Below are 25,194 nucleotides of genomic sequence, written 5' to 3'. Positions count from 1 at the left end.
CCTCCTCACCTGTCTGTTTTTCGTACCCTTTTTCGGCGACACTCCCCCCCGCCCGCGGCAGGGTTCGGGCCTTTTGGGGGGGGATACCCACGCCCCCCACCGCCCACGAGTCCGCGGGCCACGTCGGTGCCCTCGCGACGACTACAGGCCGTAGGCTCGCAGCATGAGCGCGGCATCAACCACCGACCATCCGATGGTCGAAACCCGGCACCAGACGCAGCTGCTCACGCTGCTGCGGGACGAGGGCCCGATGTCACGGGTCGAGCTGGGGGAGCGGCTGGAACTGCCGCGCGCGCGGGTCGCCGTGGAGGTGGGCAGGCTCGCCGAGCTCGGGTTGGTCGAAACGGCGGGTCCGTCGGCCAGCCGCGGCGGGCGGCGGTCGACGCTGGTGCGGCTCGATCCAGGTCTTCGGGTGCTCGCTGTCGATGTCGGCGCGACATCGGTCGGGGTCGCTGTCACCGATGCTTCGTGCGAGGTGCTCACGCATACCGTCGAGGACTGCGATGTGCGGCAGGGCCCGCATCCGGTGCTGCGCCGGGTCGCCGAACTCGCCGTGAAGGTGCGGGAAGAGGCGCCGGGCAAACTGATCGCCGCCGGGATCGGGCTGCCGGGGCCGGTGAGTTTCGCCGAGGGCATGGCGGTCGCGCCGCCGATCATGCCGGGCTGGGACCGGTTCTCCGTGCGTGATCATCTCGGCGGGTTGTGGAGCTGTCCGGTCACGGTGGACAACGACGTCAACGCGATGGCGCTCGGGGAGCGGCACGCGGGTGTGGCGCGGTCGACCGATGACCTCGTGTTCGTCAAGATCGGGACCGGGATCGGCTGCGGGATCGTGCTCGGCGGCAAGGTGTACCGGGGTGTCGCGGGCACGGCGGGCGACATCGGGCACATCCGGCTCGACGATTACGGCCCGACGTGCGCGTGTGGTGAGGTCGGCTGTCTCGAGGCGTACTTCGGCGGAGCCGCGCTCGCCCGCGATGGGCTGACGCTCGCGCGCAGCGGGCGGTCCGCGTTCCTTTCCGAGGCGGCGGCCGAACATGGCGTGATCACCGCGCAGGACGTCGGCCGGGCCGCGGCGGCCGGTGACTTCGGCGCCGTGAACCTGATTCGCGACGGCGGCCGCAGGCTCGGCCAGGTGGTCGCCTCGCTCGTCTGCTTCATCAATCCCGGCATGGTCGTGATCGGCGGCGGGGTCGCGCAGCTCGGTCATCAGCTGCTCGCCGAGGTGCGGGGCGCGGTGTACCGGCGGTCGCTGCCGCTCGCCACCGGCAACCTCCCGATCGTGCTCTCGGAGCTCGGCGACACCGCCGGGGTGATCGGCGCGGCGTGGTCCGCGACCGATCGCGCATTCACCCTAAGCAGCTGAGCCAATCCACCTAGTAGTGCTCAGATCGAGCAGACTTTCGCATTGAGAATGCAAAAGTCTGTGTCTTATCCTGCGACTATTCGGGTGACAAGGTCGGACAAGACCTTAAATTCACCTTGACGAGTGACGCACGCCACCCTACTTTCGCTGCCTGAGTAACAAAGTTTGCTCGGTCAGTGGCAAAAGTGGGGACACCGTGGTCTTGATGGACAGCCCGCGCGTCGCGAACCTCGCCGCGCTCTTGCGAGCGCTGCGCGAGGGGCCGCTGTCACGCACCCAGCTGGCCGCCCGCTGCGGGATCACCAAAGCCGCCGTCTCCGGACTGGTCACCGAGCTCTCCGAACGCGGGCTCGTCCGCGCGGCCGGAGTGCTCACCGGAGGCAACGGCAGGCCCAGTCAGCTGGTCGAACTCTGCGGCGCCAGTGCCTGCGGGCTCGCGCTGAGCATCGAGGCCGACCGGTTCGCCGCGGTCGCCGTCGACCTCAATGGCCGGGTCATCGCCGAGGAGGCCGAGGTCGCCGACGTCCCCGCGCTCGGACTGCCCCGCGGCATGGACGAACTCGCGCTGCTCGCCGAGCGAGTGCTCCCGGCGGACGGCAGGCGCCCGGTCGGCGTCACCATCTCCGTGCCGGGCCTGGTCGACTCGGCCGCCTCCGTGCTCCGCTTCGCGCCGACACTGCGCTGGCGTGACGCCGAGATCGCCGATCTGATGGCCGCGCGACTGCGGCTGCCCGCCGACGCCATCGCCGTCGACAACGAGGCCAACCTCGGCGCGATCGGAGAATCCGTCGCCGGCGCGGGCATCGGCGTGCGTGAGCTCTTCTACCTCTCCGGCGGCATCGGGGTCGGCGCCGGGCTTATCTCCGCGGGCTCGGTGCTGCGTGGCGCACGCGGTTTCGCGGGCGAGGTCGGGCACGTCGCCGTCGACCCCAACGGCGACCAGTGTCCTTGCGGCCGCGCGGGATGCCTGGAGACCAAGGCCGGGCTCGCCGCCGTGCTGCGTGCCGCCGCGCCGCCCGGTGACTCGCTGCACGATCCCGCGCTCGGCGTCGACGGCCGGGTCACGCTGCTGCGTGAGCGGGTGCTGCGCGGTGACCGCCGCGCGGCCACCGCGGTACTCGAACTCGGCGTCGCGCTCGGCATCGCACTGTCCACTGTGGTCGATGTGCTCGACCCGGATGTCGTGGTGCTCGGCGGTTACTTCGCCGAACTCGGCGCCTGGCTGGTCGAGCCGATCCGCATCGAACTCGCCGCGCGCCCGCTCGGCACCGGCGCGCGGTGCCGCGTCGAGCCGTCGCCGCTCGGCACGGCCGCGCCGCTCAAAGGCGCGGCGCACCTGGCGACCGAACGGCTTTTCGCTGACCCAACCCTGATCCCACTCGTGGAGGCGTCGGTATGAGCTTGCTTTCCGTACGCGGGATCGTGAAGACGTTCCCCGGTGTCCGCGCGCTCGGCGGGGTCGACTTCGACGTCGAACCCGGCGAGGTGCACTGCCTGCTCGGCCAGAACGGCGCGGGCAAGTCGACGCTGATCAAGGTGCTCGCCGGCGCGCATCGCCCCGACGAGGGCGAGATCACCTGGCAGGGCGAGACGGTCACGCTCGGCTCGCCGGTCGACGCGCTCAAGCTCGGCATCGCGACCATGTACCAGGAACTCGACCTGGTGCCCGGCCTTTCCGTCGCCGAGAACATCTTCCTCGGCCGCGAGCCCGCCAAGTTCGGGTTCAGCCGGGTCGCCTACGCCCGCGCCGAAGCCGCCAGGCTGATGGCCAGGCTCGGCCACCCCGAGATCCGGCCGGGCACCGAGGTCGGCAAGCTCTCGGCGGCGGGCCAGCAGCTGGTTTCCATGGCCAGGGCGCTCGCGCACGACGCGAAACTGCTCGTGATGGACGAGCCGACCGCCGCGCTCGCTGGCGAAGAGGTCGACAATCTCTTCCGCATCGTCGAGGAGCTGACCGCCGACGGCGTCTCGGTCGTCTACATCTCGCACCGGCTCGAGGAACTGCGCCGGATCGGGCACCGGGTGACCGTGCTCAAGGACGGCAAGACCGTCGGCACCGGGCTCGACGCCCGCACCACGCCGACCGCCGATCTCGTCCAGCTGATGGCGGGACGCAAGGTCGAGACCGTGTTCGGCCCGCGGCACGAGGAGCACGTCCAGGACACCGAAGTCCTTCAGGTGCAAGGACTTTCCCGCGCCGGCGAGTTCGAGGACGTGAGCTTCACAGTGCGTGCGGGCGAGGTGCTCGGCATCGCGGGATTGGTCGGCTCCGGACGCAGCGAGCTACTCGAAACGATCTTCGGCGCGCGCCCGGCCGACGCCGGGACCGTGACCGTCGACGGCAAGCGACTCAAGCTCGGCAGTGTGTCCGGCGCGGTGAAAGCCGGGATCGGGCTCGCGCCGGAAGAACGCAAGAGCCAGGGCCTGCTGCTCGACCTTCCGGTCGTGCACAACGTGACGCTCGCCAGCCTCAGCCGTTACGCGACGCTCGGCTTCACCGAACGCGCGAAGGAACTCGAGGACGCGGGGGCGAGCCTGCGGCGGCTCGACCTGCGGCCCGCCGATCCGCACCGGATCATCGGCACGCTGTCCGGCGGCAATCAGCAGAAAGCCGTGCTCGCGCGGTGGCTGGTGCGCGGCTGCCGGGTGCTGCTGCTCGACGAGCCGACGCGCGGCGTCGACGTCGGCGCGCGTGCCGAGTTGTACCGGCTGATCAGCGAACTGGCCGCGACCGGGGTGGCGATCGTGCTGGTGTCCAGCGAGATCCCGGAGGTGCTCGGCCTGTCCGACCGGGTGCTGGTGCTGCGTGAAGGACGGGTGCTGGCCGAAAGATCGTCGGCGGATCTCACCGAAGCGGACGTACTCGACGTGATTCTCGAAGGGAGTGCGGCGTGACTGAAACGGTGCTGGTGACCGAACCGGAGAAGCCTTTGCCCGCCAAGGAAAAACGGTTCCTCTGGGGCGCCGACCCCCGGCTGGTGGGACTCGCCGGGGTGCTGGTGGTCCTGTGCCTCGCCGGGCAGTTCACCCGGCCGGACCAGTTCTTCACCGAGGGCAACATCTCGACCATCCTGCGGCTGGCCGCGGCCATCGGCGTGGTCAGCGTCGGCATGACGTTCGTGATCATCAGCGGTGGCATCGACCTGTCGGTCGGCTCGATCGTCGCGTTGTCGAGTGTCTGGCTGACCACGCTCGCCACCCAGTCGTACGGGCCGTTCGTGATGGTGGTCTGCGGGCTCGCGGTCGGCCTCGGCTGCGGCCTGATCAACGGGATTCTGGTCTCCTACGGGAAGATCGTGCCGTTCATCGCGACGCTGGCGATGTACGTCTCCGCGCGCGGGCTCGCCGAACGGATCAGCGGCCGCCGGACCCAGGTCGTCGCCGAGACCGGCTTCCTCGACTTCTTCCGCGGTGACCTCCTCGGCATCCCGGTGCTGATCTGGATGTTCGCGCTGGTGTTCGTGGTCGGCTGGATCCTGTTGAACCGCACCACCTTCGGCCGCCGCACCTACGCGGTCGGCGGCAACGCCGAGGCCTCGCGGCTGGCGGGCATCAACGTCAAGCGCCACACCGCGCTCGTCTACGGCGTCGCCGGGCTCTGCTGCGGGATCGCCGCGCTGATGGTCGTCGCGCGCACGACCGCGGGCGCGTCGACCAACGGCACGCTCTACGAACTCGACGCGATCGCGGCGGTCGTCATCGGCGGCACCCTGCTCACCGGCGGCCGCGGCTCGCTCATCGGCACGCTGATCGGGGTGCTGATCTTCACCGTGCTGTCCAACCTCTTCACGCTCAACAACCTGGACACCGACATCCAGAACATCGCCAAGGGCGTGATCATCGTGCTCGCCGCCCTGCTGCAGTTCCGCGCCCGTAAGACAAAGACCAGTGGAGGGTCGTCATGACCGCACAACCGTTACAGCGCCGTGGTTTCCTGCTCGGTGGCGCGGCCGTCGGCGCGGGCGCGCTGCTCGCCGCCTGCACGTCGAACGAGGCGCCGAAGGCCGACAGCAACGCGCCGGTCGCCGCCGGGAACAGCGGCCAGCCCGGCAAGCCGGTCACCATCGGCTTCTCCGCGCCCGCCGCCGACCACGGCTGGATGGCCGCGATGACCAAGAACGCCAAGGCGCAGGCCGGGAAGTTCAGCGAGGTCACGCTCAACGCGACCGAGGGCACCAACGACGTCAATCAGCAGATCTCGCAGGTGGAGACGCTGATCAACGCCAAGGTCAACGTGCTGGTGATCCTGCCGTTCGACGGCAAGGCGCTCACCGCGGTCGGCCAGCAGGCGATGGACAAGGGCATCCCGGTGATCAACCTGGACCGCGTCTTCGACACCCCGCTCGCGTACCGCACCTGGATCGGCGGCGACAACTACCGCATGGGCGTCAACGCGGGCAACTACATCGCCGCGCAGATGAAGGCGAAGGGCATCGCCGCGCCGATCATCGGCGAGGTCGCCGGGATCGACTCGCTGCCGCTGACCCAGGAACGCAGCAAGGGTTACAAGGATGCATTGGCACGTCACGGTTTTCAGGTCGGACCGCGCGTCTCCGCGCAGTTCACGCCGGAGTCCGGTGAGGCACAGACCGCGAACCTGCTGCAGTCGGCCGCCAAGCTCGACGCGCTGTGGAACCACGACGACGATCAAGGCGTCGGCGTCAACGCGGCCATCCAGAACGCGGGCCGCAAGGACTTCCTGATGGTCGGCGGCGCCGGCTCGAAGAACATGATGAACCTGATCAAGGCCGACGCGTCGCCGATCAAGGCGACGGTCCTGTACAGCCCGTCGATGGCGTCCACGGCCATCGCGCTGGCGCGGCTGCTCGGCCAGTCGAAGGGGATCGGCGACTTCGCCGAGCACGAGATCCCGGCCGAGATCACCACCTATTCCGCGGTGGTCACCAAGGAGAACGTCGACCAGTACCTCGACGTCGGCTTCGACTCCTGACCGACTTCGCAACCACTTGACAAGGAGGGGCATGAGCCCGGCTGCAGGGGAAACCATCGGGATCGGCATGGTGGGCCACGCGTTCATGGGTGCGGTGCATTCGCACGCGTGGCGCAACGTCCACCGGTTCTTCGACACGCCACTGGTCCCGAGACTCGCCGTGCTCGGCGGGCGTGACGAGACGCGGGCGAAGGCCGCGGCGCAGCGGTTCGGCTGGGCCGCGGTCGAGACCGACTGGCGTGCGCTGATCGCCCGCGACGACGTCGACCTGATCGACATCTGCACGCCGGGTGACAGCCACGCGGAGATCGCGATCGCCGCGCTGGAGGCCGGAAAGCACGTGCTGTGCGAGAAACCGATGGCCAACACGGTCGCGGAAGCCGAGGCGATGGCCGAGGCCGCGCGCAAGGCAGGCGAACGCGGCGTGCGCTCGATGGTGGCCTTCAACTACCGCCGCGTGCCCGCGCTCGCGCACGCCAGGAAGCTGGTGGCGAGCGGGGCGCTCGGCGACATCCGGCATGTCCGCAGCGTGTACCTGCAGGACTGGCTGTCCGACCCGCGGGCGCCGATGACCTGGCGGCTGAACAAGGAACTCGCAGGCTCTGGAGCGCTGGGCGACCTCGGCGCGCACATCGTGGACGCCGCGCAGTTCGTCACCGGCGAGCTGATCACCGGGGTGTCCGCGCTGACCAACACCTTCGTCCACCAGCGGCCGACCGGAGACGGCGGCACCGGCGAGGTGACCGTCGACGACTGCGCGCTGTTCCTCGGCAGGATGACCTCCGGTGCGGTCGCGAGCTTCGAGGCGACCCGCTATGCCTTGGGGCGCAAGAACTCCATGCGGCTGGAGGTCAACGGTTCGAAGGCGAGCCTGGCGTTCGACTTCGAGTCGATGAACGAGCTGTCCTGGTACGACGGGACCGACCCGTCGACCGAGGCCGGGTTCCGCCGGATCCTGGTCACCGAACCGCAGCACCCGTACGTCGGGGCGTGGTGGCCGCCGGGTCACCTGCTCGGCTACGAGCACACCTTCACGCACGAGGTCGCCGACCTGCTCTCCGCGATCGGCGGCGGCTATCACCCGGAACCGAGCTTCGACGACGGCCTGCGCGTGCAGCGGGTGCTCGGCGCGGTCGAGCGGAGCGCCGCGGCGGGCTCCGGGTGGCAGGAGGTCTGAACCAGCGAATCTTGTCTCGTAAGTCTGACCGAAAGTCGCATGGTCCGGCTGGTTCGATCCGAAAGGTCCTGACGTAAGAGATCAAAGGTGGGAAAATGCCTGCTCAGGAACGCACCGGCGTCTGGCTGGTCGGCGCACGGGGATCGGTGGCCACCACCGCGACGGTGGGACTGCTCGCGCTGCGTACACGGGTCGCGGGGCCGACCGGATGTGTCACCGAACTGCCCGCGTTCGCCGGTGTACCGCTGCCCACCTGGGATGACCTGGTGCTCGGCGGGCACGACATCGTGCACACCGCGCTGGAGAAGCGGGCCGAGCAACTCGTCGACGCCGGGGTGTTCGGTCACGCTGTGCTCACCGCCGTCCGATCGGGACTGTCCGGTGTGGACAACGAGATCCGCGACGGGTACCACCCAGCGGCACACGCGGGTTCGCAGGCGGAGGCGGCGGCGCGGCTGTCCGGTGACATCCGCGCCTTCGCCGAGCGGCATGACCTGGCGAGGGTCGTGGTGATCAACGTGTCGTCCACCGAGGCGCCGTGCCCGCTGCTTCCCGAGCACGAAAACCTCGCCTTGCTGGAGAAGGCGATGGCCGATCCCACCCGGTCCGTGCTGCCGCCCAGCTCACTCTCGGCCTACGCCGCACTCAAGGCGGGATGCCCGTACGTCGAGTTCACGCCGTCGGCGGGCATCACCTTGCCCGCGTTGCGGCAGCTGGCCGAGCGGGAAGGGCTGCCGTACGCAGGCTGTGACGGCAAGACCGGCGAAACGTTGCTGCGCACGGTCTTGGCGCCGATGTTCACCGCGCGGGCGCTGAAAGTCCGGTCGTGGTCGGGCACCAACCTGCTCGGCGGCGGCGACGGTGAGACGCTCGCCGACCCGGTGACCGCGGGCAGCAAGCTCGACTCGAAGGCGCGCGGGCTGGCCGCGTTACTCGGCGGGCAGGTGACCGCGCCGCTGCACATCGACAACGTGCCGGACCTCGGTGAGACCAAGACTGCGTGGGACAACGTGTCGTTCGAAGGCTTCCTCGGCGCGCGGATGAGCCTGCAGTTCACCTGGACCGGCTACGACTCGGCGCTCGCCGCGCCGCTGATCCTCGACCTCGCGCGCCTGGTCACGGCGGCGCACGCGGCCGGGCAGCGTGGTGCGCTGACCGAACTCGGTTTCTTCTTCAAGGACCCGCTCGGCAGCGACGAGCACCGGTTCGCCGAGCAGACCCGCCGTCTCATCGACTGGGCGGGGACTCTATGAGGGCCTACGTCGAACTCGTACGGGCGCCCGCCGCGCTGACCGTGCTCGGTGACACGGTCGCCGGCGCGTCGGCCGCCGGTGTCCCGTTGAGAGGGAAGCGTTTGCTGCTCCCGCTTTCCTCGGTCGCGTTCTATTGGGCGGGCATGGCTTTGAACGACTGGGCGGACCGGAAGCTCGACGCGGTCGAGCGGCCCGAACGTCCGATCCCGTCCGGCCGGGTGAGCGCGGAAGCCGCGCTCGGCACCGGGATCGGGCTGACCGCGGCGGGGCTGGGGCTCGCCGCGCTCGGGGGCGGGAAGGCCGCGGTGAAGGTGGCGGTTCCGCTGGCCGCGGCCGTGTGGGCGTACGACACGCTGCTCAAGCCGACGGTCGCCGGTCCGCTCGGGATGGCGGTCTGCCGGGCGCTGGACGTGCTGATGGGCGGCCACGCCCCGGTGGCCGCCGCGGCCGTCGGGGTGCACACGCTGGGCGTCACGGCGCTGTCCGCCGGCGAGGTGCACGGCGCTTCGGCGACTACGGCCCGTGTCGCTATGGCGACTAGTTGTATGGCGACAACGTTGGCAGTGAGCGGTCAGGCTCGTGGCGGCTGGCATCGCGCCGCTTCGCTGGCCGCCGGTTCGGGGTACGCGGGGTTCGTCGGGCGGGCGCAGGCGGACGCGGCGCGTGACCCGTCGGCCAAGAAGGTCCGCAAAGCGACCATGACCGGCATCCACGGCATGGTCCCGCTGCAGGCGGCGGTCGCGGCACGCGGCTCGCTGCTCGGCGCCGCTTTGGTCTCGGCTGCTCTGCCGCTGGCACGGGCTTTGTCTCGGAAGGTGAGCCCGACATGACGTTCACCTTGGGCTACGGCACCAACGGCTTCGGCAACCACACGCTCGACGACGCGCTCGCCGTCATCGCCGAACTCGGCTACGGCGGCGTCGCCCTGACCCTCGACCACAACCACCTCGATCCCTACGACGACAATCTGGCCAAGGAGGTCGACCGGGTCGCCGCCCGGTTGTCCTCGCTCGGGCTGAACCGGGTGGTCATCGAGACCGGGGCGCGCTATCTGCTCGACCCGTGGCGCAAGCATCAGCCGACCCTGCTGTCCGACGACCCCGGCCTCCGTATCGATTTTCTCGGCAGGGCCATGAAAGTCGCGGCGGATCTCGGCGCCGACTGCGTGTCGTTCTGGTCCGGAGTTTCCACTGTGGACGACGAGATCGCGTGGCAGCGGCTGCGTGACGGCGTCGCCGAGGTGCTCGACCACGCGACCGTCCGGCTCGCGATGGAACCCGAACCCGGTCACCTCGTCGAGCAGCTCGCCGACGTGCTGCGCTTGCGTGAGCAGCTCGGAAACCCCGAACTGCTCGGGGTGACGCTCGATGTCGGCCATTGCGTCGCCGTCGAGCCGGTCGACGCGGCCGCCTGCATCCGCCAGGCCGGTGACCTGCTGTGGAACGTCCAGCTCGACGACATGATGCCGAAGGTCCACGAGCACCTCGAATTCGGCACCGGGCAGCTCGATCTGCGCGCCACCCTCGCCGCGCTCGCCGAGACCGGCTACACCGGGCTGGCCGCCGTCGAACTGCCCCGGCACAGTCACGCCGCGCCCGAGGTCGCCCGCCGGTCTATCGAGGCATTACGCGCGGCCATGCCCGTGCAAACCTGGCTGGAGAAAGCCGAATCCCGCATCCGTGAGACCCCGAGCGCCATCGCCGGGCTGTTCCCCGCGGTGGGCCGCGAGGTCGGGCGGTCCGCGCTGCGTCCCGACACCGACCCGCAGGGCCTGGTCGACGGCACCGTCGACGACCAGGCCAGGTCCCACCTGCTCACCGTGCTGGCCGCCCAGCTCGACGCGCCCGCGCTGGCGAGCGAGCTGGGGGAGCTGTACCGCTACGGCGACGACGCCGAGCGGCGCGGTGTCCTGCGTGGACTGAACAAGCTGGTCGGCGATGGCACGCTCGGCCGGCCGGTGGTAGAGGCCGGGCAGCAGCTGGTCGCGGACGCGTTGCGTGCCAACGACATCCGGCTGGTCGCGGCTGCGATGGGTGCCTTCGCGGCCCGTCACCTCGATCAGCACGCCTGGCGGCATGGGGTGCTGAAGTGCGTCTTCGTCGGCGTGCCGCTGGCCGCCGTCGTGGGCATCGAGGTCAGGAAGGACGGCGAACTGCTCCGCATGCTCGCGGACTTCGCCGCCGAACGTGGTGCGGCCGGGCGTGACGTGCCAGCCGACGCACTCGAGTTGCTGAAGGAAGGCTGATCGTGCGCATCTTCGATCCCCATATCCACATGACCTCGCGGACGACCAACGACTACGAGGCGATGTACGCGGCGGGCGTCCGCGCGCTCGTCGAACCCGCGTTCTGGCTCGGCCAGCCACGCACCAGCGTCGGCTCCTTCAGCGACTACTTCGACGCGCTCATCGGCTGGGAACGGTTCCGTGCCGCCCAATTCGGCATCCGGCACCACTGCACGATCGCGCTGAACCCCAAGGAAGCCAACGACCCTCGCTGCGTCGAGGTGCTCGACGTGCTGCCCCGCTACCTCGCCAAGGACGGCGTGGTCGCGGTCGGGGAAGTCGGCTACGACTCGATGACCCCGGAGGAGGACGACGTCTTCGCGCGCCAGCTCGCGATGGCCGTCGAGCACGACCTGCCGGTGCTCGTGCACACCCCGCACCGCGACAAGCTCGAAGGCACGAAGCGCACGCTCGACGTGGTCCGCGAGTCCGGCCTGCCGATGGAACGGGTGGTGGTCGATCACCTCAACGAGGTCACGGTCGGGCTTGTCAAGGACTCCGGCTGCTGGATGGGGTTCTCGATCTACCCGGACACCAAAATGGACGAACACCGCATGGTCGCGATCCTGCGCGAGTACGGCCTGGACAAGATGATCGTCAACTCGGCGGCGGACTGGGGCCGGTCCGATCCGCTCAAGACGTTCATGACCGGGCAGGCGATGCTCGCCGACGGTTTCGAGCAGTCCGATGTGGACAAGGTGCTGTGGGAGAACCCGGTCGAGTTCTACGGCCAGAGCGGCAGGCTCACGCTCGACCCGCTGCCGGGGTTCACCGGCGAGGCACAGGAGTTCTCCGGCAACTCGGTGCTGCGAGGTGCGCGTAAGTGATCTCCTACTGTACGAACGTGCACCCGGCCGAGGACGTCGCCGGGATCATGCGTCAGCTCGACGAGTACGCGCTGCCGGTGCGTGAACGGCTCGGCGACGACCGGCTCGGGGTCGGCCTGTGGCTGTCCGCCCCGGTCGCGCGCGGCCTCGCGGACGACCGGGCCGCGCGGCTGAAGTTCCGTGCTGAACTCGACGCACGCGGGCTCGCCGTGTACACGCTCAACGCGTTCCCGTACGGCGGCTTCCACGACGAGGTCGTCAAGCACGCGGTCTACGTTCCACAGTGGACCGACGAGGCGCGCGTCTCCTACACGATCGACTGTGTGAACGTGCTCGCCGATCTGCTGGCCGAGGATGCCTCGTACGGCAGCATTTCGACGCTGCCGCTCGCCTGGCGTGAGCCGTGGAGCACCTACGACGACCTGCGTGCGGCCGAGTCGTTCGACCGCGTCGTGCAGGCCGCGCGGGCCGCGGGGGACCGGCCGATCAAGCTCGCCGTCGAACCGGAACCCGGATGTGTGCTCGACACCGTCGCCGACGCGCTCGGCTGGCTGTCCGGCCGGGTCGATCCCGAGTACGTCGGGCTGTGCCTGGACACCTGTCACCTCGCGGTCTCGTTCGCGGACCCGGCGCAAACGCTTGCGGCCATCACGGCGTCCAAAGTGGACGTCGTCAAGGTGCAGGCGTCGGCCGCGTTGCATGTCGAGAAACCTGCCGAGGCGCGCGAAGCGCTGGCGGCGTTCGCCGAGCCCCGATACCTGCACCAGGTGCGGGAACTGGGTGACCAGGTACTCAAGGCCGACGATCTGCCGGAGGCCATGCGTGACCTGCCGGGGCGGGGACCGTGGCGCGTGCACTTCCACATGCCACTGCACTGGACGCCCGAAGCGCCGCTGGCCACGACCACCGACGTGCTCCGTACTGTCCTCAAGGGACTTCCCGGTGAACCGCACGTCGAGGTCGAGACCTACACCTGGAGCGTGCTCCCGGATGCCGGTGACCTGGTCGGCGGGATCGCCGCGGAACTGCGGTGGGCGCGAGAGGCACTGGCCAAGGAAGGAGCGTCCGCATGAAACCGCTGGTCGTCATCGACGTGGTCGGCCTGACCCCGAAGGCCTTGCGTGACATGCCGAAGCTGGCCGCGGTCGCGCGCGACGGCTGGCAGGCGGAACTCGGCACGATCCTGCCCGCGGTCACCTGCAGCGTGCAGTCGACCTTCCTCACCGGGCTGATGCCCGCGCGGCACGGGATCGTCGGCAACGGCTGGTTCTTCCGCGACCTGGGCGAGATCTTCCTGTGGCGCCAGCACAACCGGCTCGTCGGCGGCGAGAAGATCTGGGAGACCGCGCGTGCCGCGCACCCCGGGTACAAGGCCGCAAACGTTTGCTGGTGGTACGCGATGGGCATGTCCACCGACGTCACGGTGACACCGCGCCCGATCTACCACGCCGACGGCCGCAAGTCGCCGGACGCCTACGTGCGCCCGCCCGAGTTGCACGACCGGCTCACCGGCGAGCTGGGGGAGTTCCCTCTCTTCCAGTACTGGGGGCCGACGGCATCGCTCAAGTCGAGCCGCTGGGTGATCGGCGCGACCCGGCAGATCCTGCGCGAGCGGCGGCCCGACCTGCTGCTCGCCTACGTTCCGCATCTCGACTACGACCTCCAGCGCTTCGGTCCCAACTCACCCGAAGCGTCGAAGGCGGCTCGCGAACTCGACAAGGCACTCGCTCCGCTGCTCGACGACGCGCGCAACGCCGGCGCGGCCGTGGTCGTGCTCAGCGAGTACGGGATCACGCCGGTCAGCAGGCCGGTCGACATCAACAGGGCGCTGCGCCAGGACGGCCTGCTCGAGGTTTACACCCAGGCGGGCATGGAATACCTGGACCCGTGGGCGTCGCGGGCGTTCGCCGTCGCGGATCACCAGGTCGCGCACATCTACGTCCGCGATCCGTCCGATGTGGAGCGAGTGCGGGCACTCACTCGCGGGCTGACCGGGGTCGACGAGGTGCTCGCCCGGGAAGCGCAGGCCCGCTACGGGCTCGACCACGAGCGCGCGGGCGAGCTGGTCGCGGTGGCCGAACCCGATTCGTGGTTCACCTACTACTACTGGCTCGACGACGACCGCGCGCCCGACTTCGCGCGTGGCGTGGAGATCCACCGGAAACCCGGCTATGACCCCGCCGAGTTGTTCTTCGATCCGGCCGACAGGTTCGCCAAGGCCCGCGCCGGGCTCAACCTGGCGAAGAAGTTCGCCGGGCTGCGCTACGCGATGAACGTGGTGCCGACCGATCCGCGCTGGGTCCGCGGCTCGCATGGCCGGCTACCCGGCTCGGCCGAGGACGGCCCGATCCTGCTGTGCTCCGAACCCGGTTTCGAACCGGCCGGTCGCCTCGGCGCGCTTGACGTGCACCCGCTGTTGCTTTCGTTGCAGGGCCTGAAGTAGAGGAGTTCCGATGGGCCGTCCCATCACGTTGTTCACCGGCCAGTGGGCCGATCTGCCGTTCACCGAGGTCTGCAAGCTCGCGTCGGAATGGGGTTACGACGGGCTTGAGATCGCCTGCTCCGGCGACCACTTCGAGGTCGACCGCGCACTGTCCGAACCGGACTATGTGCCCAACCGGCTGCGGCTGCTCGCCGACCACGGCCTCAAGGTGTGGGCGATCTCCAACCACCTTGTCGGCCAAGCGGTCTGCGACGATCCGATCGACGAGCGGCACCAGGCCATCATCCCCTCGAGGGTGTGGGGTGACGGTGATGCCGAGGGCGTCCGGCAGCGCGCGGCCGCGGAAATGGCCGACACCGCGCGGGCCGCGAGGCTGCTCGGCGTCGACACGGTGATCGGGTTCACCGGCTCGAAGATCTGGAAGTACGTGGCGATGTTCCCGCCGGTCTCGCAGGCGGTCATCGACGACGGCTACGAGGACTTCGCGCGCCGCTGGAACCCGATACTGGACGTGTTCGACGAGGTCGGCGTCCGGTTCGCGCACGAGGTGCACCCGTCGGAGATCGCCTACGACTACTGGACGACCAAGCGCACTCTGGAAGCCGTGGGCAACCGCCCGGCGTTCGGCCTCAACTGGGACCCGTCGCATTTCGTCTGGCAGGACCTGGACCCGGTCGGGTTCATCCTCGACTTCGCCGACCGGATCTATCACGTCGACTGCAAGGACACCCGCAAGCGGTTCGACGGCCGCAACGGCAGGCTCGGCTCGCATCTCGCGTGGGCGGATCCGCGCCGTGGCTGGGATTTCGTCTCGGTCGGGCACGGTGACGTGCCGTGGGAGGACTGCTTCCGCGCGCTGAACTCGATCGGGTACGCGGGCCCGATCTCGGTGGAGTGGGAAGACGCCGGCATGGACCGGCTCCGTGGGGCCGCCGAGGCCGTGACGTATCTGCGCGAGCACTTGTTCGACCGCCCGTCGACTGCATTCGACGCGGCTTTCAGCAATCAGAAATGAGGGAAGCTCATGTGCGGTGACGAAGCTCAGCAGGCCATGTCCCGGCGCTCGATCCTGCGTGGAGCGGCGGCGACGGCCGCGCTCGCGGCCGGTGCGGCACTCGCGTTGCCCGGCTCGGCGACGGCGGCGCCGGGATTCGGCTACCGCCGTATCCCGCTCAGCAAGATCAGCATCCAGCTCTACACCCTGCGTGACGCGCTGCAGGCAGACCTGCCCGGCACGCTTTCCGCGCTGGCCGACATCGGCTACCGGCAGGTCGAGCTCGCAGGCACCTACGGCCGTACGGCGCAGGAATTCCGCGCGCTGCTGGACAAGAACCACATCCGCGCGACCTCGACGCACGTCGGCATCGACGGTGACCTGAACAAGACGATCGCCGACGCCAAGATCCTCGGCAACCGCTACGCCAACGTCCCGTTCGCGCAGTTCTCGACCATCGACGAGTGGAAGGCCTTCGCAGGGCGGCTGGACGCGGCGGCGCTGGCGTTCGCGGCGGCGGGCATCGAGTTGGGGTACCACAACCATTCGCACGAGTTCGCGCCGATCGGCGGGGTCCGGCCGTACGACGTGCTGACCGCGAACACCGACCGGCGGTACGTGCACCTGGAGATCGACTTGTTCTGGGCGGTCAACGCCGGCGTCAACCCGATCGACGTGTACGAGGCGAACTTCTCTCGGGTCATGCAGTACCACGTGAAGGACCGGACCGCGGACGGCAAGATGGTGGACCCCGGCGCCGGTGTCATCAACTTCCCGCGCATTTTCGCCGCCACCTCCTGGAACCTGCGTGAGTACATCGTGGAACACGACAACCCGGTGAACTCGCTGACCACCGCCAAGGTCGGCTTCGACTACCTCCGCGACCTGCGCTACTGACGGGAATATCCACAATGGACATAAGCAGAGGACTGTCCCGCCGGTCGGTACTGGCAGGCGCCACCGCGGGGGTGCTCGCCCCTGTCGTGGTCGGCGCCAGTTCCGCACCACCGTCGGCGACCGCGGCGGGCCTGACCCGGCGCATCACCATCTACGCCGAGGCGCTGCCAGGCGGGCTCTACGGCTACGGCCTCGAACCGGGCCAGGCCACGGTTCCCGGGCCGCTGCTGGAGATCTACGAGGGCGACACGCTGGAGATCGAGCTGGTCAACAACACCGACCAGCGCCTGTCGATCCATCCGCACGGCGTCAACTACGAGACCTCTTCGGACGGCGCGCCGCTCAACGCGTCGTTCAACAAGCCACGCGAGACCCGCACGTACATCTGGCGCACGCGCACGCAGTACCAGACCGACGGCGGCTTCTGGATGCCCGGCAGCGCGGGCTACTGGCACTACCACGACCACGCGATGGGCACCGATCACGGCACCGGGGGCCTGGCCAAGGGTCTCTACGGCGGCCTGATCGTGCGCAAGCGCGGTGACCTGCTGCCGCTGCGGCAGTACACCGTGGTGTTCAACGAGATGATGATCAACCACAAGATGGCCCCGGACACCCCCATCTTCGAGGCCAGGCTCGGCGAACGCGTCGAGTGGATCTGCATCGGGCACGGCAACCTGCCGCACACCTTCCACCTGCACGCGCACCGCTGGGCGGACACCCGCACCGGCATGCTGGCCAGCGCGACCGACAACGCGCAGGTGATCGACAACAAGAACCTCGACCCCGGCAGCTCGTTCGGCTTCCAGGTGATCGCGGGCGACGGGGTCGGCCCCGGCGTGTGGATGTACCACTGCCATGTCCAGCAGCATTCCGACGGCGGCATGTCGGGGATCTTCCTGGTGCGCAACCCCGACGGCAGTCTCCCGGCGGGCGCGCAGGACGCGCTCGACCGGTTCAAGGGGCACGTGCACACCCCGTCGACGACCGACGACCACTCAGTCCATTCCATGCACATGAGCCACGGATGAAGGAGCGAGGCATGGGACGAAACGTTCCCAGACGCTGGTTGAGGCGGCGATCGTTGGCCGCGCTGGCGGTCGGCGCCGTCGTCACGGCGGGTGCGCCGCTGACGATCACACCGGTCGCGCAAGCGGCGGTGAATGTGCCGGTGAACGTGCTGGTGTTCTCCGGCGCGGCCGCGGACCAGAAGGACCCGGTCGTCCGCGCCGCCGACGCGATCGCGAGCCTGGGCCAGGCCAACGGGATCACGGTCACGTCCTCTTCGGACCCCGGCGTGTTCACCCCGGCGAACCTGGCCAAGTTCCGCGGTGTCGTCTTCCTTTCGGCGCAAGGTGTCACGCTCAGCCGTGACCAGGAAGGCGCGCTGCAGGGCTACATGAAGGCGGGCGGCGGCTTCCTCGGCCTGTCCGACGCGGCACGCGCGCAGGACGGTTCGCAGTGGTTCACCGGCCTGATCGGCGCCCGCCCGGTCGGCGCGCGGCCCACCCCCGAGGCCGTCGCGTCGGTGACCGCGAGCGCGGAGAACCCGCCGAACGAGACCAAGGACAAGCTGGCCGACAACAACGAGAACACCAAGTGGCTGGCCTTCCAGAGCACCGGATGGGCCGCGTACAAGATGGCCGCGCCGGTCGCGGTGAGCAGCTACGCGCTCGTCTCCGCGAACGACGCGCCCGGCCGCGACCCGAAGAACTGGACACTCCAGGGTTCGAACGACGGCAGCACCTGGACCGACCTCGACTCGCGGACCAACGAGGTCTTCCCCGAGAGGTTCCAGACCAGGACGTTCACCTTCACCAACACCACGGTGTACGCGAACTACCGGCTGAACATCACCGCCAACTCCGGCGAGAACATCGTCCAGCTCGCGGATCTCAAGCTGTTCAAGGACAACTCGACCACTCCACCGCCACCGGAGCCCGCGCCGCAGTCCGCGGTCGTCGACGTGCTCGACGGCGCGCACCCGGCCACCGCGGGCCTGCCGAAGAACTGGACGCGCACCGACCGCTGGCTGAACTGGGAGACGAACCCGGTCGGCACCGTGCACACGGTCGCGCAGGTCGAGGAGAAGACCTACACCCCCGGCACCGGCGCGAACGGCCCGTTCCACCCGATCTCGTGGTGCCGTGACTACGACGGCGGCCGATCCTTCTACACCAGCATGGGCCGCACCGAAGCCAGCTACGGCGAGGGGCAGTTCCGCAGCCACGTGCTCGGCGCGCTGCGCTGGACCACCGGGATGGTCCGCGGCGACTGCAAGGCGGGCATCGCGGCCAACTACAAGGTCGAGCGGCTGACCGCGAAGAACCAGCCGGGTCAGATGGACCAGATCGGCGAGCCGCACGGGCTCACGATCGCGCCCAACGGCCGGGTGTTCTACATCGGCCGCGCGGCCTGCCCGACCGGCCCGATCGTCAGCTGGGACGACCCGAACGTCGGCCTCGGCTGCGGCACGATCCACCAGTGGGACCCGGTCACCAAGCAGCCCAAGCTGCTGACCACGTTGAAGGTCATGGGTAACCGCGGCAGCGGCGACGAGCTGGTCAAGAACGAAGAGGGCCTGCTCGGCATCGTGCTGGACCCGAAGTTCAGCGAGAACGGCTGGATCTACGCCTACTGGATGCCGCACGAGTCGATCGACCGTGACAAGCGCATCGGCAAGCGGACGATCTCGCGGTTCACCTACGACCTCACGAAGCAGACGCTGGACCAGGCGACCCGCAAGGACCTGATGTCCTGGGACGTCCAGATCCACAGCTGCTGCCACGCAGGCGGCGGCATGGCGTTCGACAAGGACGGGAACCTCTACGTCGGTTCCGGTGACAACAACTCGTCGCAGGGCTCGAACGGCTACTCCGGCAACAACTGGACGCTGGAGTACAAGGGACTGTCCTTCCAGGACGCTCGCCGCACCGCCGGTAACACCAACGACTACGGCGGCAAGATCCTCCGTATCCACCCGGAGGCGAACGGGACGTACACGATCCCGGCAGGAAACCTGTTCCCGGTGGGCACTTCCCCGGCGGACAAGACCAAGCCGGAGATCTACGTGATGGGCGTGCGCAACATCTCGCGTCTGCAGATCGACCCGGTGACGAACTGGCTGACCGCCGCGTGGGTCGGGCCGGACGCGCCGTCGCCGAGCCCGGAACTCGGCCCGGCGAAGTACGAGACGGCCACGATCATCACCGAGGCCGGTAACCACGGCTGGCCGTACTGCATGGGCAACCGGCAGCCGTACCGCGACCGCAGCTCGACGAACGCCGCCGAGCTGACCGGCTGGTACGACTGCAACAACCCGGTCAACACGTCCCCGCGCAACACCGGTTTGGTGAATCTGCCGCCGGTGAAGGACAACATGATCTGGTACTCGCCGGATGGTGGCGGGCCGGTGTTCCCCAACCGTCCCAACAGTTCCATCCCGACGTACAACGCGGCGGACGCCACCTACACCGAGCCGTACCTGCGTGGCGGCAGCCAGGCGGTCATGTCCGGTCCGACGTATCACCGCAACCTGGTGAACACCAACAGCGGCGTCGCCTGGCCGTCCTATTGGGACAACAAGTGGCTCATCGGTGATCAGAGCAACTCGCAGAACCGCATCGCGGTGACCGTCGACCCGAACGGCGTGCCCACGCACCAGCCGCCGGTGTTCGCCGAGACACTGCGGCAGATCCTTCCCGGAGGCGGCGGCGACACGAAGCTGCAGAGCTGGATGGACGCCAAGTTCGGGCCGGACGGCGCGCTGTACGTGCTCGACTACGGCAGCGGTTTCTTCACCCTGCAGGAAAACCAGAAGCTGCTGAAGATCAGCTACATCGGCGGCGCCCCGACCCCGGCTCCGGCGGCGGCATCGACCTTGGTGCAGAACAAGCCGCTGACCGCGGCGTTCACCGGCTCGAAGTCCGGTGGCGTCTCGTACCGGTGGGAGTTCGGCGACGGCTCGGTGTCCACTCAGGCCGATCCGAAGCACGCCTACCCGCGCACCGGCATCTACACCGCCAAGCTGACCGTGACCTACTCGGACGGCGAGGTCGTGACGACGCGGAGTTCGGTCAATATCGGCTGTGTGACAGCGGATCCGGGTGCCACGGTGACCTTCGGGGACACCGACACGACGGTGGGCAACCACCTCGCGGGCGGTGGCTGCCGGGTCGACGACCTGATCGACGACGAGAGCACCTGGTCGACCCACGCCGGGTTCGTCAACCATGTCGAGCAGGCCACGGAGTCGCTGGTCGACCTCGGCGTGATCACCGCGGCGGAGTCGGACAAGCTCAACGCGGCCGCGGTCGCGTCGCCGATCGGCACGGCCGGTACCACCGGCTACGACGCGATCTTCGACGGCACGGCCGAGTCGTTCCGCAACTGGGCGCAGGCGCCGTCGGGGCAGTTCTCCATTCAGCCGGACGGGTCACTGCGGCCATCCGGCGGACTGGGCATGCTCTGGTACGCCAAGCAGCAGTACGGCAACTTCTCGGTGAAACTCCAGTTCAAGGACATCGCGCCGGGTGACGGCCGCGCCAACAGCGGCGTGTTCACCCGGTTCCCCGACCCGCGCACACCGCTGGCCGAACGGCCGCCGGGCAGTTGCGGGACGGTCGGCTCCGCGCGTACCTCGCAGGCGTGGGTGGCGATCTACTGTGGACACGAGATCCAGATCTACGACGGCGAGACCGGCGAGCCGCAGAAGACGGGGTCGATCTACAACTTCGACCCGAATCCGCTCTCCGAGGCGGGCGCCAGGCCGAAGGGCACCTGGAACGACTACGAGGTCAAGGTCGTCGGACAGCACTACACGATCATCCGCAACGGCGTGGTGATCAACGAGTTCGACAACACGCCGGGCAAGCAGTCGTCCCGCGCGGGTGACCCGCCCACGGATCTGCGGCAGTTCCTGACCGGCTACATCGGGCTGCAGAACCACGGTGACAACGATCTGGTCGAATTCCGCAACATACGCGTGCGGCAGCTGTAGCGCGAACCGGCCGGGCGTGCGCACACGCCCGGCCGGTCTTTCTTCTTGAGGAAGGTTTTTCCCGCGATGGTAAGAAAAGCTTTCGCCGCGCTGGGCGCGGTGCTGATCACGTTGGGGCTGCTGGCGACGCCGGCGTCGGCCAGGCTGCTGCCGCTGGCCCCGCTCCAGACGCTCACCTGGACCGCGAACAACAGCGTCACCGCGTACGCGTCCGCGCCGTCGACGGCCGTCGCGGGCGAGACCACGATCGTCTTCGAGAACAGCGAGGCGACCGGCAACACCTCCGGGATGTCGCACACGCTGACCTTCGACACCACGACCGAGGGCTACAACCACAACGTCACGCTGAACGTCGTGGCGAACCCGTTCGACCCGACGAACGGCCGCCACGAGGCGACCGTGACGCTGCTTCCCGGTAAATACCGGTACTTCTGCGCTTTCCCCGGCCACGAGACGATGACCGGGGAGCTGATCGTCACCGACGGCGGCACCCCCGACACCACCCCGCCGACGGTCAACGCCTCGGTGACAGGCCAGAAAGACCCGCAGGGCAACTACATCAAGTCGGCCAACGTCACGCTGACCGCGACGGACACCCAGTCCGGCGTCGCCAAAGTCGAGTACAAAGTAGACAGTGGCGCGTGGACCGCGTACACAGCGCCGGTGACGGTCTCGACGCTCGGCGCGCACATGGTGCACTACCGGGCCACGGACGTCGCAGGCAACACGTCGCCGGAAGGCATGGCGTCGTTCACGATCGTCGACGGTCCCGCTGAGGACAAGACCCCGCCGACGGTGACCGCGGCGTTGACAGGGGAGCGGGATGCTCAAGGCAACTACCTTGACGTGGCAACCGTTTCGCTGACCGCAACCGACGCGGAGTCCGGCGTGGCGTCTGTCGAGTACCAGCTCGACAGCGGCGCCTGGACCGCCTATACGGCTTCGGTCGCGGTGAACACCGCGGGCATGCACATGTTCCACTACCGGGCCACGGACCGGGCGGGCAATACGTCGCCGGAGGGCATGTCCCACTTCACGGTCGTCAAGAGTGACACGACCCCGCCCGCTGCCTCGGCCGCGGTCGACGGCACGAAGGACGGCGACGGCAACTACGTCGGCAAGGCCACGGTCACGGTGGCGGCCACGGACGCCGGTTCCGGCGTCGGCACCATCGAGTACAAACTGGACGGCGGCGCCTGGACCGCTTACGCCGCACCGGTTCCGGTGACCACGACGGGCGCGCACACGGTGACCTACCGCGCGACCGACAAGGCGGGCAACGTCTCACCCGAGGGCACGGTGACCTTCACCGTGGTCGCGGGCGGCGACACGACCCCGCCGACCGTGTCGGCCGCGTTGACCGGCGACCAGGACGCGAACTGGTCCTACGTGGGCAAGGCGACCTTGACACTGGTGGCCGCCGACTCGGGTTCCGGCGTCGCCTCGATCGAGTACAAGTTGGACAGTGGTTTGTGGACTGTCTACACGGCTCCCTTGGTGGTGACGGCCTTGGGCTCGCACGTGGTCAAGTACCGCGCGACCGATGTCGCGGGCAACATCGCGGCGGAGCAGTCGGGGGCGTTCAAGGTGGTCCAGATCGGGCCAAGGCCGGATGCCTGCCCCGACTCCGACCTCCGCGAGACGGTCATCATCGGCGACGTCGACAGCCAGGTCGAGAACATCGACATCGGCAACGGCTGCACCATCAACGACGTCATCGACGAGAACGCCGAATACGCGTCGCACGACAGCTTCGTGCGCCACGTCAAGGCGGTGACCGCGGAGCTGGTCGACAACGGCGTCCTCGCTTCGGCCGACCGCGGCCGCATCGTCACGGCGGCCCTCGAGTCCAGCGTCGGCGGCTCCCCGTCCTCGCTGCGGGACTCGGCCCGATCGAACGCCGTCTAGGGCTCGTGCGCGTTGCGGGCGGTTATTGCGCGGGAAGCCAAATGTGGCTGGTGAGGGACTCCTTGACCCGGTCCGGCGAGGTGCGGTCAAGCCTCGGGCAGGCTTGAAGTGAGGGGGCCTTTGGGTGCGTAGTAAGCACTCGGGGGCACCCTCGCGTCATGATTGGCTCTGGCGGTGTCCGCGAGTGGTAACTCCGCTCCGTTGGATGCAGCAGAGTTACCACTCGCGGCCCGTCCGAGCCTCGCGACGCGAAGACCCTATCGGCCTGTCAGGAGCGCGCCACATTTGGTCTTCCCCTCAAGAGAACCGCCCGCAACGCGCACGACCCCTTTGGCCGCGCCCTTGCTCGGCGGGAATCCCAGGCGAGGTGTGTGAAGGGAGCCTTCACCACGTATAGCTGGGTGAAGGGAGCCTTCACACACTCAAACCTTGTGAAGGCTCCCCTCACAAAAACCGGGGCGGGCTGTGCGAGTCCGTTGTCACGTTCGGCGACAGGCGACGTTCGGAGGGTGTTGGGAGGGGGCGAATCGGTCATAGGATCACATTGGCGCCCAAAGATGTCGACACCGCTCCGCACGTACAGACCCGAGGAGTAGAACGTGCTTCGACGTACTTTCGCCGGTGTGCTGGCCGGCGCCGCTTTGGCAGTGCCGCTGGTCGCCGTCTCCGCGACCCCGGCAGCCGCGGCGCCCGCGATACTGGCGACCACCCTCACCTACGACGACAGCCAGGCCGGGGAGTTCAAGACCCAGGTCGCGGCGGGCGTCAATGTCTGGAACACCAGTGTCACCAACGTCCGCATCGTCAAGGCCACCCCAGGCCAGCGGGTGAACATCCGGGTCGTCGCCACCGACGGCTGGCCGCAGGCCAACCTCGGCCCGGTGCGCCCGACCGGCACGGTGACCGTCTGGATGGGCCGGGAGGCCGTCAACCAGGGCTACAACGTGGTGCGCATCGCGGCCCACGAGCTCGGCCACAGTCTCGGCCTCCCCGACATCAAGCCGGGCCCGTGCTCATCGCTGATGTCCGGCTCGACCGGCGGCGTCAGCTGCCAGAACACCAAACCCAACTCGACCGAAGCCGCTCGCGTCCAGCGTAACTACGCGGGCACGGCGGTCGCCTCGACGAACGCCGTCCTGACGGACGCCGCCTGACCGTTCGCGCTCATCGCGTGCTCTACGCGATGAGCGCGACCAGGGTGGTCCCGCGTTCGAACCGGCCGCTCTCGATGAGGGTGTAGAGCCCGTACATCATCTTGGCCTCGTATACCCAGTCGAGCGCGAACTGCTCGAAGCCTGCGATGAACTCGTCCAACGAGGGCTTCCGCTTGGCGTACCCGCCGAAGTGGAAATCGAGTTCTATCGACCAGTTGGCGGTAGCTTCCCCGAATGCCGCTTTCTGGAGCGCCTTGACGTCATCGTTGAGGAACCCGGCCCCTTTGAGCACGGCGAACCCCAGCGCTCGCTGGTGCTCGGCGAGCCCGTTCGCCACCCCGGCCAGCGTGCTGCCCGTCCCGCAGGCGCAACAGAGCACGTCGAAGTCGACGTCGATCTCGCCGACGAGTTCCGCGCAGCCGCGCACTCCGAGCGCGTTGGCACCGCCTTCGGGGATCACGTAGGCATCGCCGAACTCGAGCTTGTGCTTCTGCCGGTAGGTCTCGCGGTCGACGTACTCGAGGCGCATGCCGTTGCGTACGGCGTAGGCCAGCGAATCGTTGAGCGGCTCGTGCTTCTCGCCGCGAATGAATCCGACCGTCTCGAACCCGAAGTGCCGCCCGGCCGCGGCCACCGCCCGGATGTGGTTCGAGTAGGCCCCGCCGAAGGTCAGCAGCGTCGACGCGCCCTGCTCCCGCGCGGCGGCGACGTTGTACTTGAGCTTGCGCCACTTGTTGCCAGGGAACTCAGGGTGGATCAGATCATCCCGCTTGAGAAAAACCCGGACCCCATGCCTGGCCACCCTGTCGTCCTCAAGCTCGACCAGAGGCGACGGCAGCTTCAGCTCGGCCACGTTGTCCACGCACCCACCGTAGGGGGTCGTGTTTGGTTAGGGCCGGTGTAAAACGGCGAAACAAACAACAACACCAAAAAAAGCGGGC

19 protein-coding genes are annotated in these 25,194 nt (G+C 68.7%); 18 read left to right on the top strand and 1 reads right to left on the bottom strand.

What is annotated here, in order from left to right:
- The first annotated feature begins 163 nt into the window (after nt 1-163).
- From ACFV15_RS35260 to ACFV15_RS35175, 18 genes are all read left to right on the top strand, one after another.
- Nucleotides 164-1,366, top strand: a complete 1,203-nt coding sequence (locus tag ACFV15_RS35260; RefSeq protein ID WP_378356065.1) for an ROK family protein — start codon at nt 164-166, stop codon at nt 1,364-1,366.
- A gap of 205 nt (nt 1,367-1,571) precedes the next feature.
- A complete protein-coding gene (locus ACFV15_RS35255) occupies nt 1,572-2,765 on the top strand; it encodes an ROK family protein (protein ID WP_378356064.1) in 1,194 nt (397 codons plus the stop codon).
- Complete coding sequence (locus ACFV15_RS35250; protein WP_378356062.1) at nt 2,762-4,261, top strand: sugar ABC transporter ATP-binding protein; 1,500 nt, start codon at nt 2,762-2,764, stop codon at nt 4,259-4,261. Before ACFV15_RS35255 ends, ACFV15_RS35250 begins: the two co-directional genes overlap by 4 nt.
- An 11-nt stretch (nt 4,262-4,272) precedes the next feature.
- Nucleotides 4,273-5,271 (top strand): ABC transporter permease, encoded by a 999-nt coding sequence (locus ACFV15_RS35245; RefSeq protein ID WP_378356075.1) that lies wholly within the window; start codon nt 4,273-4,275, stop codon nt 5,269-5,271.
- Nucleotides 5,268-6,317: a substrate-binding domain-containing protein gene (locus ACFV15_RS35240; protein ID WP_378356060.1), complete on the top strand. Its 1,050-nt coding sequence runs from the start codon at nt 5,268-5,270 to the stop codon at nt 6,315-6,317. Before ACFV15_RS35245 ends, ACFV15_RS35240 begins: the two co-directional genes overlap by 4 nt.
- Nucleotides 6,318-6,348: 31 nt before the next feature.
- Nucleotides 6,349-7,494, top strand: coding sequence for a Gfo/Idh/MocA family protein (locus ACFV15_RS35235; RefSeq protein ID WP_378356058.1), 1,146 nt, complete (start codon nt 6,349-6,351; stop codon nt 7,492-7,494).
- A gap of 95 nt (nt 7,495-7,589) precedes the next feature.
- Nucleotides 7,590-8,747 carry an inositol-3-phosphate synthase gene (locus tag ACFV15_RS35230; RefSeq protein ID WP_378356057.1) on the top strand — a complete coding sequence of 386 codons (1,158 nt, stop codon included), beginning with the start codon at nt 7,590-7,592 and terminating at the stop codon, nt 8,745-8,747.
- Nucleotides 8,744-9,577: an SCO3242 family prenyltransferase gene (locus ACFV15_RS35225; protein WP_378356055.1), complete on the top strand. Its 834-nt coding sequence runs from the start codon at nt 8,744-8,746 to the stop codon at nt 9,575-9,577. The genes ACFV15_RS35230 and ACFV15_RS35225 overlap by 4 nt, the downstream gene beginning before the upstream one ends.
- Nucleotides 9,574-10,992 (top strand): EboA domain-containing protein, encoded by a 1,419-nt coding sequence (locus tag ACFV15_RS35220; RefSeq protein WP_378356053.1) that lies wholly within the window; start codon nt 9,574-9,576, stop codon nt 10,990-10,992. Before ACFV15_RS35225 ends, ACFV15_RS35220 begins: the two co-directional genes overlap by 4 nt.
- Nucleotides 10,993-10,994: 2 nt before the next feature.
- Nucleotides 10,995-11,858: a TatD family hydrolase gene (locus ACFV15_RS35215; RefSeq protein ID WP_378356051.1), complete on the top strand. Its 864-nt coding sequence runs from the start codon at nt 10,995-10,997 to the stop codon at nt 11,856-11,858.
- Nucleotides 11,855-12,931 carry a metabolite traffic protein EboE gene (eboE, locus tag ACFV15_RS35210; RefSeq protein WP_378356049.1) on the top strand — a complete coding sequence of 359 codons (1,077 nt, stop codon included), beginning with the start codon at nt 11,855-11,857 and terminating at the stop codon, nt 12,929-12,931. The genes ACFV15_RS35215 and eboE overlap by 4 nt, the downstream gene beginning before the upstream one ends.
- Nucleotides 12,928-14,301, top strand: a complete 1,374-nt coding sequence (locus ACFV15_RS35205; protein ID WP_378356047.1) for an alkaline phosphatase family protein — start codon at nt 12,928-12,930, stop codon at nt 14,299-14,301. Before eboE ends, ACFV15_RS35205 begins: the two co-directional genes overlap by 4 nt.
- 10 nt (nt 14,302-14,311) lie before the next feature.
- A complete protein-coding gene (locus ACFV15_RS35200) occupies nt 14,312-15,316 on the top strand; it encodes a sugar phosphate isomerase/epimerase family protein (RefSeq protein WP_378356045.1) in 1,005 nt (334 codons plus the stop codon).
- Nucleotides 15,317-15,325: 9 nt separating this feature from the next.
- Nucleotides 15,326-16,192 carry a sugar phosphate isomerase/epimerase family protein gene (locus ACFV15_RS35195; RefSeq protein ID WP_378356043.1) on the top strand — a complete coding sequence of 289 codons (867 nt, stop codon included), beginning with the start codon at nt 15,326-15,328 and terminating at the stop codon, nt 16,190-16,192.
- Nucleotides 16,193-16,206: 14 nt separating this feature from the next.
- Nucleotides 16,207-17,223, top strand: coding sequence for a multicopper oxidase domain-containing protein (locus ACFV15_RS35190; RefSeq protein WP_378356041.1), 1,017 nt, complete (start codon nt 16,207-16,209; stop codon nt 17,221-17,223).
- A gap of 11 nt (nt 17,224-17,234) precedes the next feature.
- Complete coding sequence (locus ACFV15_RS35185) at nt 17,235-21,191, top strand: ThuA domain-containing protein (protein WP_378356039.1); 3,957 nt, start codon at nt 17,235-17,237, stop codon at nt 21,189-21,191.
- A gap of 66 nt (nt 21,192-21,257) precedes the next feature.
- Nucleotides 21,258-23,099 carry an OmpL47-type beta-barrel domain-containing protein gene (locus ACFV15_RS35180; protein WP_378356037.1) on the top strand — a complete coding sequence of 614 codons (1,842 nt, stop codon included), beginning with the start codon at nt 21,258-21,260 and terminating at the stop codon, nt 23,097-23,099.
- Between the two features lie 599 nt (nt 23,100-23,698).
- On the top strand, nt 23,699-24,253 hold the full coding sequence (locus ACFV15_RS35175) for a snapalysin family zinc-dependent metalloprotease (RefSeq protein WP_378356035.1): 555 nt from the start codon (nt 23,699-23,701) through the stop codon (nt 24,251-24,253).
- Nucleotides 24,254-24,275: 22 nt separating this feature from the next.
- Here the strand turns inward: ACFV15_RS35175 and ACFV15_RS35170 are convergent, their stop codons facing one another.
- A complete protein-coding gene (locus ACFV15_RS35170) occupies nt 24,276-25,115 on the bottom strand; it encodes a 1-aminocyclopropane-1-carboxylate deaminase/D-cysteine desulfhydrase (protein WP_378356033.1) in 840 nt (279 codons plus the stop codon).
- Nucleotides 25,116-25,194 lie beyond the last annotated feature (79 nt).

The sequence above is a fragment of the Amycolatopsis sp. NPDC059657 genome (genome assembly GCF_042734395.1).
Taxonomy (GTDB): domain Bacteria; phylum Actinomycetota; class Actinomycetes; order Mycobacteriales; family Pseudonocardiaceae; genus Amycolatopsis.
This window is presented reverse-complemented; position numbering and strand designations above follow the sequence as displayed.

Excerpts from the sequence above, each read along its gene's own strand:
- ACFV15_RS35230 (WP_378356057.1), top strand. The coding sequence starts at position 7,590 with ATGCCTGCTCAGGAACGCACCGGCGTCTGGCTGGTCGGCGCACGGGGA.
- ACFV15_RS35240 (WP_378356060.1), top strand. The coding sequence starts at position 5,268 with ATGACCGCACAACCGTTACAGCGCCGTGGTTTCCTGCTCGGTGGCGCG.
- ACFV15_RS35205 (WP_378356047.1), top strand. The coding sequence starts at position 12,928 with ATGAAACCGCTGGTCGTCATCGACGTGGTCGGCCTGACCCCGAAGGCC.
- ACFV15_RS35185 (WP_378356039.1), top strand. The coding sequence starts at position 17,235 with ATGGGACGAAACGTTCCCAGACGCTGGTTGAGGCGGCGATCGTTGGCC.
- ACFV15_RS35190 (WP_378356041.1), top strand. The coding sequence starts at position 16,207 with ATGGACATAAGCAGAGGACTGTCCCGCCGGTCGGTACTGGCAGGCGCC.
- ACFV15_RS35220 (WP_378356053.1), top strand. The coding sequence starts at position 9,574 with ATGACGTTCACCTTGGGCTACGGCACCAACGGCTTCGGCAACCACACG.
- ACFV15_RS35195 (WP_378356043.1), top strand. The coding sequence starts at position 15,326 with ATGTGCGGTGACGAAGCTCAGCAGGCCATGTCCCGGCGCTCGATCCTG.
- ACFV15_RS35255 (WP_378356064.1), top strand. The coding sequence starts at position 1,572 with ATGGACAGCCCGCGCGTCGCGAACCTCGCCGCGCTCTTGCGAGCGCTG.
- ACFV15_RS35200 (WP_378356045.1), top strand. The coding sequence starts at position 14,312 with ATGGGCCGTCCCATCACGTTGTTCACCGGCCAGTGGGCCGATCTGCCG.
- ACFV15_RS35235 (WP_378356058.1), top strand. The coding sequence starts at position 6,349 with ATGAGCCCGGCTGCAGGGGAAACCATCGGGATCGGCATGGTGGGCCAC.
- ACFV15_RS35180 (WP_378356037.1), top strand. The coding sequence starts at position 21,258 with ATGGTAAGAAAAGCTTTCGCCGCGCTGGGCGCGGTGCTGATCACGTTG.
- ACFV15_RS35260 (WP_378356065.1), top strand. The coding sequence starts at position 164 with ATGAGCGCGGCATCAACCACCGACCATCCGATGGTCGAAACCCGGCAC.
- ACFV15_RS35225 (WP_378356055.1), top strand. The coding sequence starts at position 8,744 with ATGAGGGCCTACGTCGAACTCGTACGGGCGCCCGCCGCGCTGACCGTG.
- ACFV15_RS35250 (WP_378356062.1), top strand. The coding sequence starts at position 2,762 with ATGAGCTTGCTTTCCGTACGCGGGATCGTGAAGACGTTCCCCGGTGTC.